The organism is Modestobacter roseus (assembly GCF_007994135.1).
Classification (GTDB): domain Bacteria; phylum Actinomycetota; class Actinomycetes; order Mycobacteriales; family Geodermatophilaceae; genus Modestobacter; species Modestobacter roseus.
Genome location: NZ_VLKF01000001.1, coordinates 3,336,323 through 3,350,214, shown reverse-complemented (window position 1 = coordinate 3,350,214; position 13,892 = coordinate 3,336,323). Strand labels below are relative to the sequence as shown.

Genomic DNA, 13,892 nt, shown 5'->3' with positions numbered 1-13,892 from the left:
GCCCCGGCGGTGTCCCGGGTGCGGCTCGGGGCGGGGGCGTCGGCCCGCGGTCGCGGCAGGTGCTCTGGAGTGCTCACGCTGCTCTCCCGGTGGCTCGACGGCGACGTCCCGAGGCGGCATTGCCAGGAGACGGTGTTCGGCATCCGTACAACCGTGCTGCTGCCGTACATGTTATCGGGGTCACAACTCCCGCTGTCAATGCCGATCGACGCCCTCCCTGAGCGCATGCGGACGATCACCCGGCGCACATGTCGCACGACCGTTCCGGCTTCCGGCGCCGAAACCCGGACAGGTTTCGGCGCCGAAACCTGGTCAGGGTCGGGCGGGGTGGGGTCGGGCGGGGTGGTGGCTAGGCGGAGTTCGGGCCCTCGCCGGCGCGGTGCGCGCGGATGACCACGGTGGTGCCCTCGGGGCCGGGGGTGGCGGTGATGTCGGCGAAGGCGCTCATCAGCATCCCGCCGCGTCCGCGGTCCATGCTCGCGCCCCGCTCGCGCCACTGGCCGTAGTCGCGCACGGTGATGACGACCGTGTCGGCGCCGGCCTCGGCGGTGACGTCGAAGAAGGGCTCGCTCGGGTCCTGCGCGTGCTCGATCGCGTTGGTCGCCGCCTCGCAGGTGGCCAGCGTCAGGTCGTAGGCCTGGTCCTCGTCCAGCTGCGCGGCGGCGAGGAACCGGCGCAGCGCGCGGCGCAGCCCGGCGATCGACTGCGGCACGGAGGCGAACCGCCACCGCTCCCGGGTGACCCCCTCGCCGGCCGGCGGTGGGGGTGGCGTGGGCAGGGGCGTGGCCGGCCGACGGCTGGCCGGGACCAGTGCGCGCACGTCCGGGGCGGGCACCGGGGAGGCGGCCGGTTGCGGCGGTGGCGGTCGGTGACGGCCCGCGCGCTCGACCGCGACCCGCACCCGGTGCACCAGCTCGGTGGCCTGGAAGGGCTTGGCCAGGTGGTCGTCGGCGCCGGCGGCGAGGCCCTCCACCGCGGCCTCCTGCCCGGCTCGGGCGGTCAGCATGATCACCGGGATCGACCGGGTGCCCGGGGCGCCCTTCAGCCGGCGCAGCAGCTCGAACCCGTCGACCCGCGGCATCATGACGTCGGTGACCACGACGTCCGGGCGGTGCTCGGCGATGCTGCGCAACGCCTCCTCGCCGTCGGCGCAGGTGCGCACCGCCCAGTGCGGGGAGAGCACCCGGACCAGGTAGCTGCGCATGTCCGCGTTGTCGTCGACCACCAGCACCGTCGCGGTGGCGCCCGGCGGGGCGACCGGGTCCGGCAGCACGGTGACGTCCTGCTCCCAGCTCGCCGCGGTGCCCAGCGCGGCGGCGGAGGGGGACGCGGGTGCGCCGTCCTCCGGTGTGGCATCGGGTGACCCGAACGGGACGGTGACGGTGAACGTGCTGCCGACGCCGGGCTCGCTGTCCACGGTGACCGAGCCGCCGTGCAGGGCCACGAGCTCGCGGACCAGCGCCAGCCCGATGCCGGTGCCCTCCCGGGTGCGCGCCACGGAGCCCTGCACCCGGTGGAACCGGTCGAAGACCAGCGGCAGCTCGGCGGCGGGGATGCCGATGCCGGTGTCGCGGACGGTGAGCACCAGCTGGTCACCCGCCGCGCGCTGGGTGACCGCGATGCTGCCGACGAAGGTGTACTTCACCGCGTTGGACAGCAGGTTGAGCACCACCTTCTCCCACATCCGCGGGTCGACGAAGACCGGTCGCGGCAGCGGCGGGCAGTCGACGGTGAGCGTCAGGCCGGCCCGTTCGGCGGCGGCGCGGAGCACCCCGGCCAGCTCGGTGGTGAACGCGGCGACGTCGGTCTCCACCCGGACGGCGGCGGCGCGGCCGGCCTCGATCGCCGCGACGTCCATCAGGTCGTTGACCAGGCGCTGCAGCCGTTGCCCGTTGCGCAGCGCGAGGGTCAGCTGCTCCCGGGCGCCGTCCGGCAGCGGTGCGCCCGGATCGGCCAGCACGTCGCTGATCGGCCCCAGCAGCAGGGTGAGCGGGGTGCGCAGCTCGTGGCTGACGTCGGAGAAGAAGGCGGTCTTGGCCCGGTCCAGCTCGGCCAGCGCCTCCGCCCGCCGGCGCTCGGCCTCGAAGGCGCGGGCGTTGCCCAGTGCGGTCGCGACCTGGCCGGCGGCGAGCTCCAGGAAGGTCCGGTACTCCTCGTCCAGGTCGAGGTTGGGGCTGACCCCGGCGACCAGCTGACCGAGGGGCTCCCCGCCCGGTGCGGTGAGCGGGAGCGCGACGGCGGCGGTGACCGGGTCGGACCAGGCGCCGCCGCGCAGGCCCAGCGCGGCGACCGGGTCGGGGAGCGCCTGGGGACCGGGCACCTCCGCCGGCAGTCGCTCCGGCGGGCAGCCGGCCACCGCGGCCCGCCGCAGGGCCCCGTCGCCGTGGCGGTAGACCGCGGCGAACGGCAGGTCCAGCGGGTCGCTGCCCAGGGTGCCGCAGAGCGCGGTGAGGAGCTGGTCCTCGTCGGTCATGGACGCGCCGGTGCTCGACAGGTCGTGCAGCAGGCGCTGCCGGCGCTCCCCGAGCACCTCACCGGTGACCTCGGTGCACACCCCGAGCATGCCGCCGACCGATCCGTCGTCCTCGAAGGCCGGGGCGTGCGAGACGGTGAAGTAGGTCTCCTCGCGGTAGCCGGCGCGCTCCAGGAGCAGCGGCAGCCGCGGCAGCCAGGACGCCTCGCGGGCGGTGATCGCGTGGTCGACCGGGTCGGCCAGCGCGGCCCAGCCCTCGGCCAGGGTGACCCGGATGTCCTCGCCGATCGCCGGGTGCTTGGCGCCGATGAACGGGGCGTAGGCATCGTTGTAGAACTGGGTGTACTCCGGCCCCCAGGTGAGCACCATGGGGTAGCGGGAGGCCAGCACCGTGCGCACCGCGTAGCGCAGGCCCGCCGACCAGGTGCCGACGGCGCCCACCGGGGTGGTCGACCAGTCCAGGGCGGCCATCAGCCGGCCCGCCTCGCCGCCGCCGGAGAACAGGTCGCCGGCTGCAGCCGATGCGGCACCAGGCGTCACCTGCCCACCTCCCGACCGGTGTCGGCTCGACGACGGGGGCGACGCGCCACGCGCGCCCCAGGACCGCAGCCGACTGTGCACGTCCGGCCACCCTGGGCAACCTACCTCCCGCCGGGCGGTGGCGTGCCGTCGAGGCGGACGGCCCGGTCTGCGGGCCCGGCCGGGTGGCGGGTTGGATGGGGGGAGTGCCCGCGCCGGGACCGCCCGGCGCCCGACCCCGAGGAGACCCCCGTGGCAGAGCTGACCCGCCCCGACGTCGAGCCGCCGACCGGTCCGGCCCCCGACGACCTGGTGCAGGAGGACCTCGTCGTCGGCGACGGTCCCGAGGCCACCGCCGGCAGCCTGGTGAGCGCCCACTACGTCGGGGTCACCCACGACGGCGGCGAGCAGTTCGACGCCTCCTGGGACCGGGGCGACCCGCTGGAGTTCCGGCTGGGCGTCGGCATGGTGATCCAGGGCTGGGACGAGGGGATCCAGGGCATGAAGGTCGGCGGCCGCCGTCGGCTCACCATCCCCCCGCACAAGGCCTACGGCGACCGCGGCGCCGGTGGCGTGATCAAGCCCGGCGCCACGCTCGTCTTCGTCGTCGACCTCGTCGGCGTCCGCTGATCCCGGCCCTCCGCCGGGCTTCGATCAGGTGACCTGATCAACGGGCGTCCCCCCGCACCGACGCTGGTGCAGGGGGACGCCCTCTGGTGCAGGGGGACGGCGGCGCAGCCCCCGCCGGTTCAGGCCGTGGGTGCGGCGTAGAACTCGCGCGGGTCGGCGGCCAGCGCGGCCTTGACGCCGCGGCTCCAGTCGTCGACCAGCACCTCCCAGTCGCCGGCCTGCACGCCGTCCAGCGCCGTCCGGACGACGTCCACCGCGGCGGTCTTCGGGCCGTCGTAGCCGGCCATCATGTCGGTGTCCGCCGCGCCCAGCACGAGCCCGGTGACCTGGGTCCCCTGGCCGGTGAGCTCGATCCGGACGCCGTTGGTCAGGCTCCACTCCGCCGCCTTGGCCGCGGCGTAGGCGTTGGCGCCGGCGGTGGAGAACCAGGACAGCGCGGAGAGCACGTTGACGATCGCACCCCCGCCGTTGCGCGCCAGCGCGGGCGCGAAGGCCCGGACGACGCCGAGCGTGCCGAAGTAGTGCGTCTCCATCTCCCGCCGGACCTCCGCCAGGTCGCCGGTGACCAGGTTGGTGTGCGTGGTGATCCCGGCGTTGTTGACCAGCAGCGTCACGTCGGGGGCCGCGGCCGCGGCGGCGGCGACCGACGCCGGGTCGGTGACGTCCAGGGAGAGCACGTGCACGCCCGGGACGTCGACGAGCTCGGGGCGGCGGGCCGTCGCGTAGACCTTGCTGGCCCCGCGGGCGAGCAGCTCCTGGGCGAAGGCGCGGCCGAGGCCGCGGTTGGCGCCGGTGACGAGGGCGACCGATCCGGTGATGTCCATGGGTTCTCCTGCAGTCGGGTGCTTGCGTTCGGGTGGGTGCATGGCGGACGCTAGGACCTGACGTTGACGTCAGGGTCAACTGTGGTCCCGAACACCCGAGGAGGTCCGGTGCTGCGCATCGGCGAGGTCGCGAGCAGGTCGGGCGTGAGCGTCCGGGCGCTGCGCTACTACGAGGAGCAGGGGCTGCTGGAGGCCGAGCGCACCCCGAGCGGGCAGCGCCGATACGCCGAGGAGGCGGTCGGCCGGGTGCGGTTCGTGCAGCAGCTCTACGCCGCCGGGCTGTCGAGCAAGGACGTCCTGGAGCTGCTGCCGTGCGTCCACACCGGCGTCGCGACCCCGGCGATGCTGGCGCACCTGGCCGATCAGCGGGATCGCATCAGCCGGCAGATCGACGAGCTCACCCGGGCCCGGGAGCGGCTGGAGGAGATCATCCGGATCGGCGCGCAGTACGTGCCGGGCGCTGCTGCGTCCTGAGCCGGCGCCGGGTGGCCGGCCGGAATGATCACGGCCGGCCGCTGGTTGCGCGGGTCATGCAGGTCGAGGTGTGGTCCGACGTCGTGTGCCCGTGGTGCTACATCGGCAAGCGGAAGCTGGAGACGGCGCTCTCCCGCTTCCCGCACGCCGACCAGGTCGAGGTGGTCTGGCGGTCCTTCCAGCTCGACCCGAGCATCCCCGAGGGGCACACCGAGCCGACCCTCCCGGCGCTGGCCGCCAAGTACGGCAGCAGCGTCGAGGAGATGGCCGGCCAGATGCGCCGGGTCGAGGAGATCGCCGCCGGGGAGGGCCTGGAGTACCACCTGGCCGACGGCGTCAGCGGCAACACGCTGCTGGCCCACCAGCTGATCCACCTCGCCGCCGAGCACGGGCTGCGCAGCGAGATGAAGGAGCGGCTGCTGCACGCGCACTTCACCGAGCAGCGGTCGGTGTTCGACGTCGACGCGCTCGTCCCGCTGGCCGTCGAGGTGGGGCTGGACGAGGCGGAGGTGCGCGCCGCGCTGGCCGACCGCCGTTTCCTGCCCGCGGTGCGCTCGGACATCGAGACGGCGCGGACGCTCGGCGCGACCGGCGTCCCCTTCTTCGTCGTCGACCGCACCTACGGCGCCGCCGGTGCCCAGCCCGCGGAGACGCTGCTGCAGCTGCTGGAGCGGGCCTGGGCCGACACCCACCCGCTCACCACCGTGCCGGCCGCCGAGGGCTGCGAGGACGGCAGCTGCTCGGTCTGGTGAAGGACCCCGTCCCCCTCACCCCTCGCGAGCTCGGGGCGAGCCTCCGGACGGGGCCGGCACTGCTCAAGGAATCGTGTTCGCCCGGCCGAGCAGACGGGGGGCGCGCTCCAGCGCCGTCCGTGCGTCGGTGGTCAGTCGCCGGACGACGTCGGTGGCCGACTCCTCCGCGGTGACCAGCCCGACGGACTCCCCGGCGTAGACCGGTGCCGCGGCGAGGTCGCCGTCGGCGCGGGCGCGGCGCACCCACTCGGCCGCCCGGGTGTCTCCGCGCAGCTCGGCCTCGCGGCCGTGCCAGGTCTCGGTGAAGTCGTTGACCAGCGCCCGGCCGGGCCAGCGGTCCGGCCACGCCAGCCCCTGTGCGATGTCGAAGGCGCTGGTCAGCACGGTGTCGTCGCCGCTCGCGGCGCGGACCCGCTCGCGCGCCGCCGGCGAGGTGGTGGCCTCCGTGCAGGCCAGGAACGGGGTGCCGATCCACGCCCCGGCGGCCCCGGCCACCAGCACGGCGGCCAGCCCGGCCCCGGTGGCCACCCCGCCTGCGGCGAGCACCGGCCGGTCGGTGGCGGCCAGCACCTCCTGCAGCAGCGGAAGGGTCGACCGGTGCCCGGTGTGGCCGCCGGCCTCGGTGCCCTGGGCGACGATCACGTCGGCCCCCGCCGCGTGCGCCCGGTCCAGGTCGGCGCGGCTGTTCACCGCGGTGGCGACGGCGATGCCGGCGTCGTGCAGCGGACCGACGAACGGTGCCGGGTCGCCGAAGGAGACCGAGACCAGCGCCGGCTCGGCGGCCACCGTGGCGGCCAGCAGCTCCGGGCGGTCGGCGAGCACCCAGGCCATCAGGCCGACGCCGAAGGAGACGTCGGCCTCGGTGGACAGCCGGGCCTGCTCGGTGATCCACTCCGGCGGTGTCGCAGCGCCGACGCCGATCATCCCCAGCCCGCCGCCGAGCGACACCGCCCGGGCCAGCTCGCCGCCGGCCACGCCGGCCATCGGGGCCCCGAAGACCGGGGTGTCGAGGTCGAACCAGCGGGTCAGCGGGGTCTTGATCACCGGCCCATCGTCGTCCCCGGGGATCAGTGGCGCAGCACGTCGGCGGTGAACGCCGCCAGTCGCTGCCGCAGGCCCTCGGCCTGCTCCTCGACGGCGAGGGCCTGCAGCTCCTCGTCCAGGTGCTGGGCCGAGGGCGGGACGGCCTGCACCCGGCCGGCGCACCGCAGGTCGGCGCAGACGTAGGTGCCCACCGTGTTGCCGTTGCGGCCCGCCTCGCCCACCCGGCGGGCGGTGAACAGCGAGATCGCGTCGGCCGACTGCACGGTGTGGCAGAGCAGGCACATCGCCGACCGGCGGCTGGACATCTTCGTGTCCGCGGCCCGCAGGGCGAGACCGACCAGGTCGCCGCCCTGCTCGTGCACCAGGTACCCGCGCAGTTCGGCCTTCGGGTCGCGCCAGCCGAGCACGTCGGCCGCGGTCCAGTCGAACTCGTCGATGTCGCGGGGGAGCGTCATCGCCGCGGCCTCGCTGCGCGAGCAGTTGACCAGCGAGCGGCGGATCGCGGCCTCGGACAGGGCCTGCACGGGGAGCCTCCTGGGCGTCGGGACGGGGCCCGGGGAGGTTACGGAACGACGCTGGGCCGGCGCACGCCGATTTCGGCAGCACGGGCGGGGGTGGTGCGGACCGGTCCGTCTCAGGTCCGGTCGCTGGTGGGCGCCTCGCCCACCGCGCCGGCGAACCCGCCGGTGACGTCGCCGCCGCCGGCCTCGTCGGCCTCGGTGCGGGAGGTGGCGAGCTCGTCGTCCCCGGTGGCGACGGCGTCGTCCTCGGTCGAGGCGAGGTCCTCCCCCTCACCGAGGGCGCCGGGGTCGGCCTGGGTGGTCCGGGGGTCGTTGAGCGGGTCGGGGGTGCCGGGATCGGTGACGGTCATGCACCCCGCCGTTCCCGGGCGGCCGGCGTCCGAACCGTCGTGCGTAACTGGACGTTTACGTAAAACCTCTGTTACACATGTGTCATGGAGGCGCTCGGAGCCCTGGCCGACCCCACCCGGCGGCAGATCGTCGCCCTGCTCGCCGCCGGTGAGCAGGGTGCCGGGGAGCTCGCCGAGCGCTTCCCGGTGAGCCGTCCGGCGGTCAGCCGGCACCTGCGGGTGCTCCGGGAAGCCGGGCTGGTGCGGGTCCGCGCCGAGGGGCAGCGCCGGGTGTACGCGCTCGACCCCGCCCCGCTCGCCGAGCTCGACGCCTGGCTGGCGCCCTATCGCCGGCTCTGGGCGCAGCGCCTGGACGCGCTGGACACCGAGATCGCCCGCGGCCGGCGGGCCCGGAGGCAGGAGGACGGTCGATGACGACGCAGGACGAGCGGCTGGGGCAGGTCCGTGAGGTGCCCGAGGGCGTGCGGCTGCAGTTCCGCCGCAGCTGGCCCGACCCGGTCGAGGACGTGTGGGCTGCGCTCACCGAGCCCGACCGGATGGCCCGCTGGATCGGCACCTACGACGGCGAGCGGTCCGTCGGTGGCACCGGCACCTTCACCATGACGCAGGAGGAGGAGCTGGTCGGCGAGCCGATGCGCATCGTCGAGTGCGCCCCGCCGCACCGGCTGGTCGTCGAGTGGCTGACCGACGAGGCCTGGCGGGTCGAGCTGGACCTGACCCGGGCGGACGGGCAGACCGTCCTGCTGTTCACCCAGGTCTTCCCGGCCGGCACCGAGCTCACCGACTACACCCTCGGCTGGCACTGGTACCTGGACAAGCTCGCCGCCGAGGTGGGCGGCCACCCCGCGCCGGGCAGCTGGGACGACTTCCTGGCCGCCACCGGCCCCGCCTACGGCCGTTAGGCCCCGGCCCGAGGCTCGCCCCGAGCTCGCGAGGGGTGAGGGGGCCGGGGTCCTTCGTCAGGCCTGGGCGGCGGGCTGCTCGACCCGGACCGGGTCGGGGCCGGTCCACGGCCCCAGCCGCTGCAGCAGCCGCTCCCGGGAGGCCAGCCGCGGGCCGGCCTGCACCGGGTAGGCGTCGTGGGAGCCGGTCAGCGCGCGGGCGGCGTGGACGGCGAAGTTCGGGTCGTCCTGCGCCTCGCGGGCGACGGCGACCAGGTCCGCCTGCCCGGTGGCGACGACGGTGTCGGCCTGTTGCGGGTCGACGAGCAGCCCCACGGCCATCGTCGGGATCCCGGCCTGCTCGCGGATCGCCGCCGCGAAGGGCACCTGGTACCCGTAGCCGATCGGGTGCTCCCAGCCGGGGCCGATGCCACCGCCGGAGACGTCGATCGCGTCCACGCCGAGCGCCTTCAGCTCGCGGGCGAAGGTGACGGTGTCGGCCAGCGACGTCCCCTCCCGGGTGGCGTCGACGGCGGAGACCCGCACCATCAGCGGCAGGTCGGCCGGCCACACCTCGCGGACGGCGGCGACCACCTCGAGCGGGAAGCGCATCCGGTTCTCCAGCGAGCCGCCGTACTCGTCGTCCCGCAGGTTGGTCAGCGGGGAGAGGAACTCGTTGAGCAGGTAGCCGTGCGCGGCGTGCACCTCGGCGACCTGGAAGCCCGCGGCCAGCGCCCGCCGGGCGGCGGCGACGAACGCGTCGCGGACGCCGGCCAGCTCCGCCACCGACAGCGGGTGCGGCGCCGTCCAGCCCTCGCCCATCGGGACCGCGCTGGGGGCGACCGGGGTCCAGGGCGCGTCGCCGGGCCGGGCGGTCTCGGCGGTCACCTGGCCGTTGCCGTCCCACGGGCGCAGGGTGTTCGCCTTGCCGCCGGCGTGCGCCAGCTGGATCGCCGGCACGCTGCCGTGGTCGCGCAGGAAGGCGGCCACCCGGGCCAGGCCGGGCACCTGCTCGTCGTTCCACAGGCCGACGTCGCCGGGGCTGATCCGACCCTCGGCGGTGACCCCGGTGGCCTCCACCACGACCAGGCCGAACCCGCCGAGCGCGAACCGGCCCAGGTGCACCAGGTGGTAGTCGCCGACGACGCCGTCGGTGACGCAGTACTGGCACATCGGTGCGACGGCGAGGCGGTTGGGCAGCGTCACCCCGCGCAGGGTCAGCGGCTGCAGCAGGGCGGGGGTGGTCGGTTCGCTCACGGGGCGCACAACAGGTCATTCGTCCCGGGGCATCCCGGGGCGAGCTGGGTCACACTTCGAAAAGACGTCTTATACGTACTGAAATCAGCGGCTAGTCTCGTGCGATCCGCCCCGGCCCCACCGACGTGGCCGGGTCGGCGCTCCCCAGCCGTCCAGCTCAGCGCCGGTGTGGCCCGCACCGGCGTACCCCAGAGGAGACGCCGTGACTTCTGTTGCCACCCCCGGCCTCGACAACGCCCCGACCACGCACCCCCGGCTGCTCGCCTGGGTGCAGGAGATGGCCGAGCTGACGACGCCGGACCAGGTGGTGTGGGTCGACGGCAGCGACGCCGAGTGGGAACGCCTCACCACCAAGCTCGTCGACGCCGGCACGTTCACCCGGCTGGCGGCCAAGCCCAACTCCTTCCACTGCGCCTCCGACCCCAGCGACGTCGCCCGGGTCGAGGACCGCACGTTCATCTGCTCGGTCGACGAGGCCGACGCCGGCCCGACCAACAACTGGATGGACCCGGGCGAGATGAAGGCGGTGATGACCGAGCTGTACCGCGGCTCCATGCGCGGCCGCACCATGTACGTCATCCCGTTCTGCATGGGCCCGGTCGAGGCCGAGAACCCGATGTTCGGCGTGGAGCTCACCGACTCGGAGTACGTCGTCGTCTCCATGCGGGTGATGGCCCGCATCGGCAGCCGGGTGCTCCAGGCGATGGGCACCGACCGCGACTTCGTGCCGGCCATGCACTCCCTCGGCGCGCCGCTGGAGGCCGGCCAGGCCGACGTCCCCTGGCCGTGCAGCCAGACCAAGTACATCGTCCAGTTCCCCGAGGAGCGGATGATCTGGTCCTACGGCTCCGGGTACGGCGGCAACGCGCTGCTGGGCAAGAAGTGCTACTCGCTGCGGATCGCCTCGGTCATGGCGCGCGACGAGGGCTGGCTCGCCGAGCACATGCTGATCCTCAAGCTGACCAGCCCGCAGCAGAAGACCTACTACGTGGCCGCGGCCTTCCCCAGCGCCTGCGGGAAGACCAACCTGGCCATGCTCGAGCCGACCATCCCGGGCTGGAAGGTCGAGACCCTCGGGGACGACATCGCCTGGATGCGGTTCGGCGAGGACGGCCGGCTCTACGCGCTCAACCCCGAGTACGGCCTGTTCGGCGTCGCGCCGGGCACGGGCTGGGACACCAACCCCAACGCGATGCGCACCATCGACCAGGGCAACTCGGTGTTCACCAACGTCGCCCTGACCGACGACGGCGACATCTGGTGGGAGGGGATGACCGACGAGCCGCCGGCGCACCTGACCGACTGGAAGGGCCGGGACTGGACGCCGGACTCCGACGAGCCCTCCAGCCACCCGAACAGCCGGTTCTGCACCCCGATCACCCAGTGCCCGATCCTCGCCCCGGAGTACGAGGACCCGAAGGGCGTGCCGATCTCGGCCATCCTCTTCGGTGGCCGCCGCAAGACCACGATCCCGCTGGTCAGCGAGGCCCGGGACTGGAACCACGGCGTGTTCATGGGCGCCACGCTCTCCTCGGAGACCACCGCGGCGGCCACCGGCGCCGTCGGCGTCGTCCGCCGCGACCCCTTCGCGATGCTGCCGTTCATCGGTTACAACGCCGGCGACTACTTCCGGCACTGGGTGGAGACCGGCAAGGCCCACGACGCCAGCAAGCTGCCGCGCATCTTCTACGTGAACTGGTTCCGCCGGGACGACGACGGCGGCTTCCTGTGGCCCGGCTTCGGGGAGAACAGCCGGGTGCTCAAGTGGGTCGTCGAGCGCCTGGAGGGCACCGCCGCCGCCGAGGAGACGCCGGTCGGCCACGTGCCGACGCCGGACTCCCTCGACGTCTCCGGCCTGGGCATGACCCGTGAGCAGGTCGAGCAGGCGCTGCGGGTGGACACGGGCGAGTGGCAGGCGGAGGTGCCGCAGATCACCGAGTGGTTCGAGAAGTTCGGCGACAAGCTCCCCAGCACCCTGTGGGACGAGCTGGAGATCCTCAAGAGCCGCCTCGCCTGACGAAGACCCCGGTCCGCGCGGCAGCGTCGCCGTCGCGGTCCGGTCCGGACGGTGTCCCGTCCCCGACAGCGTGGTCGGGGACGGGATCCCGTCGTACCCGGGGCCGGACGGATCCGTCGATTACCGTGGCGCCGGCACGCACCACCCCGTGACGGAGGCAGTCCCGCTCGTGCCCAACCCGTACCTGCACGTGCTGCGGACCCCGCACGCGGTGCCGATGGTGCTGGCGGCCCTCATCGGCCGGCTGCCGCTGTCGATGCTCGGCCTGGGCAGCGTGCTGCTGGTCCAGGCCGAGACCGGCTCCTACGGGCTGGGGGGTGCCGTCGCCGCCGTCGGGGCGGTGGCCACCGCCGTCGCCGGCCCGGTGATCGGCCGGCTGGCCGACACCCATGCCCAGCGGCGGGTGCTGCTCACCGTGCTGGCCGTCTTCGTCACCTCCGGCGTGGTCTTCCTGACCTCGGTCCGCCAGGACTGGCCGCTGTGGACGGTGTTCCTCAGCGCGGGCGCGGCCGGGGCCAGCATCCCGCCGGTCTCCTCGATGATCCGGGTGCGCTGGACGCACCTGCTGCGCGGGACGCCGCGGCTGCCCACCGCGCTGGCCATGGAGTCGGTGGTCGACGAGTTCGTCTTCATCGTCGGGCCGGTGCTGGTCACGTTCCTGTCCACGACCGGGCACACCACCTCCGGCCTGGTCACCGCGTTCACGCTGGCCGCGGTCGGGGGCGTGCTCTTCGCCGTCCAGCAGCGCACCGAGCCGCCGCCGGCCGAGCACGAGCACCGCGGCGGGCCCTCGGCGATGCGCATCCGCGGGCTGCGGGTGCTGTTCGTCGTCGGCGCCGCGGTGGGGGCGGTCCTCGGCACCCTGGAGATCGCGCTGGTGGCCTTCGCCGACGAGGTCGACCAGCGGTCCCTGGCCGGGCTGCTCATCGCCGGGCTGGCCGCCGGGTCGATGGCCTCGGGGATCGGCTGGGGCGCCGTGCACTGGCGGCTGCCGCTGCGGCACCGGCTGGTGGCCGCGCTGCTGGTGCTGAGCGTCTGCACCGTCCCCCTGCTGCTCGTCGACGGCTACTGGATGATGCTGCCGCTGGTGGTCGTCGCCGGGATCGCCGTCTCGCCGTCGCTGATCAGCGCCTTCACCCTGGCCGAGGTGCTCGTCCCGCGGGCGGCGGTGACCGAGGCCTTCACCTGGATCGGCACGGCGCTCGCCCTGGGCGTCGCGGTGGGGGCCTCGCTGGCGGGCAAGATCGTCGACGCCGAGGGCGCGAACGCGAGCGTGCTGGTGGCCACCGCCGCCGCCGTCGTCGCGGCCGTCGTCGTCGCGCTCGGGCAGCGGCTGCTGCACGTGCCCGCCGAGCACGTGGCCGACCCGGCGCTGGCCCGATGAGGCCGTGACCGCCCCCCGCCCGGCCGCGGGCGGTGGCCGGCTGCTCGGGGTGGCCCCCGAACGGCTGGGCCGCTGGCTGGACGGCGTCGCCGACCGGCACGGCGCCTTCACCGACGTCCGGGTCGAGGACGGCGACGTGGTGGTCACCTGCGCCGACACCACCTGGCTGCGGGTGACCGGCCCGCCGGGCTGGACGCCCGGGCCCGCGCTGCTCACCTCGCTCACCGTCGCGGCGAAGGCGCCCCGGCGCACCGCGGTGCTGCTGGTCCGGCGGGGCCGGTGGGCGGTCGGGGTGTTCGACGGCGCCGCGCTCGTCGTCTCCAAGGTCGACACCCGGCAGGTCCAGGGCCGCACCGCCGCCGGAGGCTGGTCGCAGCAGCGGTTCGCCCGGCGGCGGGCCAACCAGACCGACGCCGTGGTCGGTGCGGCCGCCGACACCACGGCCCGGGTGCTGCTGCCGCACGCCGGCCGGCTCCAGGCGCTGGCGCCCGGCGGTGACCGGGGGCTGGTCGCGGAGGTGCTCGAGGACCCGCGGCTGCGCCGGCTGGCCGAGCTGCCCCGGCTGCCCCCGCTGGAGGTGGGCGAGCCGACGAAGGCGGTGCTGCTGCAGACCCCCGCCCAGTTCCGCGCCGTGCGGGTGCACATCGTCGAACCGGGCGAGCGACCGGCCGACTGAGCCCCGGCTGGCCGAGTGAGCGCTTCCGGTCGCCAGTACCGGCGTGTCGGTGCGTGTCCGCGACCAGGACTGCGCACTCGGGCCGTGCGG

The 13,892-nt window shown here is 74.8% G+C and carries 14 protein-coding genes; 8 read left to right on the top strand and 6 right to left on the bottom strand.

Annotated features, from left to right (window positions below):
• Window positions 1–349: 349 nt before the first annotated feature.
• On the bottom strand, window positions 350–3,013 hold the full coding sequence (locus JD78_RS16040) for an ATP-binding protein (RefSeq protein ID WP_228395000.1): 2,664 nt from the start codon (window positions 3,011–3,013) through the stop codon (window positions 350–352).
• Between the two features lie 231 nt (window positions 3,014–3,244).
• On the opposite strand from JD78_RS16040, the gene JD78_RS16035 reads away from it, so the two are divergent.
• Entirely contained in the window at window positions 3,245–3,622 is a 378-nt protein-coding gene (locus JD78_RS16035; RefSeq protein ID WP_153358290.1) for an FKBP-type peptidyl-prolyl cis-trans isomerase, read from the top strand.
• Window positions 3,623–3,741: 119 nt separating this feature from the next.
• On the opposite strand, the gene JD78_RS16030 is transcribed toward JD78_RS16035, so the two are convergent.
• Window positions 3,742–4,446 carry an SDR family oxidoreductase gene (locus JD78_RS16030; protein WP_153358293.1) on the bottom strand — a complete coding sequence of 235 codons (705 nt, stop codon included), beginning with the start codon at window positions 4,444–4,446 and terminating at the stop codon, window positions 3,742–3,744.
• A 108-nt stretch (window positions 4,447–4,554) separates the two neighbouring features.
• Here JD78_RS16030 and JD78_RS16025 point away from each other — a divergent pair, with 108 nt between their 5' ends.
• Both JD78_RS16025 and JD78_RS16020 read left to right on the top strand, forming a co-directional pair.
• Window positions 4,555–4,920, top strand: a complete 366-nt coding sequence (locus JD78_RS16025) for a MerR family transcriptional regulator (protein WP_208104118.1) — start codon at window positions 4,555–4,557, stop codon at window positions 4,918–4,920.
• Between the two features lie 56 nt (window positions 4,921–4,976).
• Complete coding sequence (locus JD78_RS16020) at window positions 4,977–5,672, top strand: DsbA family oxidoreductase (protein WP_153358295.1); 696 nt, start codon at window positions 4,977–4,979, stop codon at window positions 5,670–5,672.
• Between the two features lie 63 nt (window positions 5,673–5,735).
• On the opposite strand, the gene JD78_RS16015 is transcribed toward JD78_RS16020, so the two are convergent.
• From JD78_RS16015 to JD78_RS16005, 3 genes are all read right to left on the bottom strand, one after another.
• Window positions 5,736–6,716 carry an NAD(P)H-dependent flavin oxidoreductase gene (locus tag JD78_RS16015; RefSeq protein ID WP_153358298.1) on the bottom strand — a complete coding sequence of 327 codons (981 nt, stop codon included), beginning with the start codon at window positions 6,714–6,716 and terminating at the stop codon, window positions 5,736–5,738.
• Window positions 6,717–6,739: 23 nt separating this feature from the next.
• On the bottom strand, window positions 6,740–7,240 hold the full coding sequence (locus JD78_RS16010; protein ID WP_153358300.1) for an FBP domain-containing protein: 501 nt from the start codon (window positions 7,238–7,240) through the stop codon (window positions 6,740–6,742).
• A 110-nt stretch (window positions 7,241–7,350) separates the two neighbouring features.
• A complete protein-coding gene (locus tag JD78_RS16005; RefSeq protein WP_153358302.1) occupies window positions 7,351–7,587 on the bottom strand; it encodes a hypothetical protein in 237 nt (78 codons plus the stop codon).
• An 84-nt stretch (window positions 7,588–7,671) separates the two neighbouring features.
• Between JD78_RS16005 and JD78_RS16000 the strand changes: the two genes are divergently transcribed.
• Together JD78_RS16000 and JD78_RS15995 are read left to right on the top strand one after the other, a co-directional pair.
• A complete protein-coding gene (locus tag JD78_RS16000) occupies window positions 7,672–8,001 on the top strand; it encodes an ArsR/SmtB family transcription factor (RefSeq protein WP_153358304.1) in 330 nt (109 codons plus the stop codon).
• Window positions 7,998–8,489 (top strand): SRPBCC family protein, encoded by a 492-nt coding sequence (locus JD78_RS15995; RefSeq protein ID WP_153358306.1) that lies wholly within the window; start codon window positions 7,998–8,000, stop codon window positions 8,487–8,489. Before JD78_RS16000 ends, JD78_RS15995 begins: the two co-directional genes overlap by 4 nt.
• A 57-nt stretch (window positions 8,490–8,546) precedes the next feature.
• Here the strand turns inward: JD78_RS15995 and JD78_RS15990 are convergent, their stop codons facing one another.
• Complete coding sequence (locus tag JD78_RS15990; protein ID WP_153358308.1) at window positions 8,547–9,725, bottom strand: NADH:flavin oxidoreductase/NADH oxidase; 1,179 nt, start codon at window positions 9,723–9,725, stop codon at window positions 8,547–8,549.
• A 202-nt stretch (window positions 9,726–9,927) separates the two neighbouring features.
• On the opposite strand from JD78_RS15990, the gene JD78_RS15985 reads away from it, so the two are divergent.
• From JD78_RS15985 to JD78_RS15975, 3 genes are all read left to right on the top strand, one after another.
• Window positions 9,928–11,742 carry a phosphoenolpyruvate carboxykinase (GTP) gene (locus JD78_RS15985; RefSeq protein WP_153358310.1) on the top strand — a complete coding sequence of 605 codons (1,815 nt, stop codon included), beginning with the start codon at window positions 9,928–9,930 and terminating at the stop codon, window positions 11,740–11,742.
• Window positions 11,743–11,890: 148 nt separating this feature from the next.
• On the top strand, window positions 11,891–13,126 hold the full coding sequence (locus tag JD78_RS15980) for an MFS transporter (RefSeq protein ID WP_228395001.1): 1,236 nt from the start codon (window positions 11,891–11,893) through the stop codon (window positions 13,124–13,126).
• A 4-nt stretch (window positions 13,127–13,130) separates the two neighbouring features.
• On the top strand, window positions 13,131–13,802 hold the full coding sequence (locus JD78_RS15975; protein WP_153358312.1) for an acVLRF1 family peptidyl-tRNA hydrolase: 672 nt from the start codon (window positions 13,131–13,133) through the stop codon (window positions 13,800–13,802).
• Window positions 13,803–13,892: the final 90 nt, after the last annotated feature.